Annotated in this window: 2 protein-coding genes; both read left to right on the top strand. The window is 72.1% G+C overall.

The features are described from left to right. Positions 1 to 317 precede the first annotated feature (317 nt). A complete protein-coding gene (locus IG62_RS43610; RefSeq protein WP_051799257.1) occupies positions 318 to 938 on the top strand; it encodes a hypothetical protein in 621 nt (206 codons plus the stop codon). 405 nt (positions 939 to 1,343) lie between these two features. After that, on the top strand, positions 1,344 to 2,225 hold an 882-nt coding region (locus tag IG62_RS0140775), incomplete at its 3' end, for a SulP family inorganic anion transporter (protein ID WP_199812594.1).

Here is a 2,225-nt window from a genome sequence, read left to right as displayed (position 1 = left end):
GAAGACGGCATACGAGATAGGAGTCCGTCTCGTGGGCTCGGAGATGTGTATAAGAGACAGGTTTATAAGGGGTCGCGCGTCGGTTGTTGCGGTGCAGGGCGGGGTTGGCGTCGGGGGTTGGCGTTGAGGGGGAAGTGGGGTGCGGGGTGGCGCGCGGGGGCGGGTTGGGTGCGCCGGCGGGCGCTGGAGTGAACGGAACCATTCCGTCCTGTTGGATAACCCCGCGTTTACAGGGTGGTTACCTGCCGAGCGGCGGCTCGGCGGCTGAGGCTCGACACAATGGGGTGACCTGTCCAGCCGCGCCGGAGGGGGCGACGATGGCGAAGATCCGGGTCGGCGGCCTCGGCCGGCTCCTGATGATCGTCGTGATCGTTGTGGTGGGCCTCGTCGTGGCGTTCGTACCGGCGCTGCCCTTGCCTCCCTTCGTTGGCGCGGGTGTATACGGGGTGGGTGGGCGGGGGGTTTCGGTTTCGGCCTCGCCGGCCGGGTACGTCGACGACCCGCGCGTGGTCGGATACGGCGACCTCGATGCAGTGGGATACGACGGCCTCGATGCGGTCAGGTACCGCGGGCTTGATGCGGTCGGGGACCGCGGTCCTGATGCGCTCGGGTACGGCGCCGGTGAGTCAGGGCGCGGGGCAGGGCGTGAGGCAAGGCGCTTGGGCGAGGCTGGGCCGGCGGCGGGTGAGGGGCCGGTGGTCGGGGATACCTTCGGGCACCCGCATGCTGCCCGGGAGGGTTGTCCGGCGCGGCGGGGCGGGCGGTCCACCGGTTCGTTGTGCGCTCCGGCGCCGTCGGGGAAGGCCGTGTCGACTGCCGCGCCCGTAGGGACCGTTCAGGGCGGGTCGGCGATCAGCGCGCCGAAGACGGGGCGTCAGGCCGTGCCGTTGTCGAGGTCGGGTGAACTGCCGGTCCACCATCTCGTTTTCCGCTGCTGAGAGCTGAGAGCTGCCCCAGGGCCCTCCCCCGGCCCGCGCATCCGACGGAATCCAGCCGTCATCGCTCCGCACCCTTCATGGCGCCTGCCGCGCGATTCGCGCGTGGCGGTGCGGACCCGTACGCGCGCGTGTGCGGCCTCGTGCCGTGCCCGGTCGTCCTGGTTCGTGCCTGCCGTGTGTGTCCGCGTTCTGGGTCGCCGCATTCCGATTCGCTGGAGGCATCTCATGCGTAGGTTCCGAGTCCGTCGCGGTCGTTCCGTCCAGCCGTCCATACGACCTCAACAGGGCAGTTCGTCCCCGCGGGACGCGTCGTCCCGGCAGGAGACGTCGCCCCGGCGGGAGGCGTTGTCCCGGGGGGAGACGTCGTCCCGGCGGGAAGTCGCGCCGTCCCCTGAGGGGCGGGAAGTGCGTGAGGGCCGTGCGGCTCGCCCAGCTCGTTCGGGGCGAGCCGGCCGTCCGCGTCATGTCCGTGCTGATGTCACCGCCTCGGTGGTGGTGTTTCTGGTTGCCGTGCCGCTGTGTGTCGGGGTGGCCGTGGCGTCCGGGGTGCCGGCTGAGTTGGGGCTGGTCACCGGGATCGTCGGCGGGTTGCTCACCGGGTTGCTGCCGGGGAGCAGTCTGCAGGTCAGCGGGCCGGCCGCCGGGCTGACCGTGCTGGTCTACGAGGCCGTGCAGGAGTACGGGCTCGGTGCGCTGGGCGTTCTGGTGCTGAGCGCCGGGGTGCTGCAGCTGGTGATGGGGGCGCTGCGGCTGGGGCGATGGTTCCGGGCGATCTCCGTCGCGGTCGTTCAGGGGATGCTGGCGGGCATCGGGCTGGTGCTCATCGCCGGGCAGGTGTACGCGCTGGTGGATGCCAAGGCGCCGGGCAACGGGCCGGCGAATCTGGGCGGGCTGCCGGACCTCGCGGTGGACACCATCGGGTCCGACCCGGCATTGCTGGCGCTGGCGGTCGGGGCGTCCACGCTGGCGGTGCTGGTGCTGTGGCCGAAGTGGCGGCGGGCGGCGCGGGTGCTGCCCGCGCCGCTGGTCGCGGTGGCGCTGGCCACCGTCGGCGTGGCGGTGCTGGATCTGCCGGTGGCGCGGGTCGAGGTTTCGGGGCTGCTGGAAGTGGTCCAGCCGCCGGGTGGGGCGGATGTCGCCCGGCTGGTGGAGGCCGGTGCGGTGGCCGGGGCGCTGGGCACGGTGCTCGCCTTCGCGCTGATCGCCTCGGCCGAATCGCTGTTCAGCGCGGCGGCGGTGGACCGGCTGCACGACGGGCCCAAGACCGACTACGACAAGGAGCTGATG

The organism is Streptomyces sp. NRRL S-337 (genome assembly GCF_000720175.1).
GTDB lineage: Bacteria > Actinomycetota > Actinomycetes > Streptomycetales > Streptomycetaceae > Streptomyces > Streptomyces siderophoricus.
This window is presented reverse-complemented; position numbering and strand designations above follow the sequence as displayed.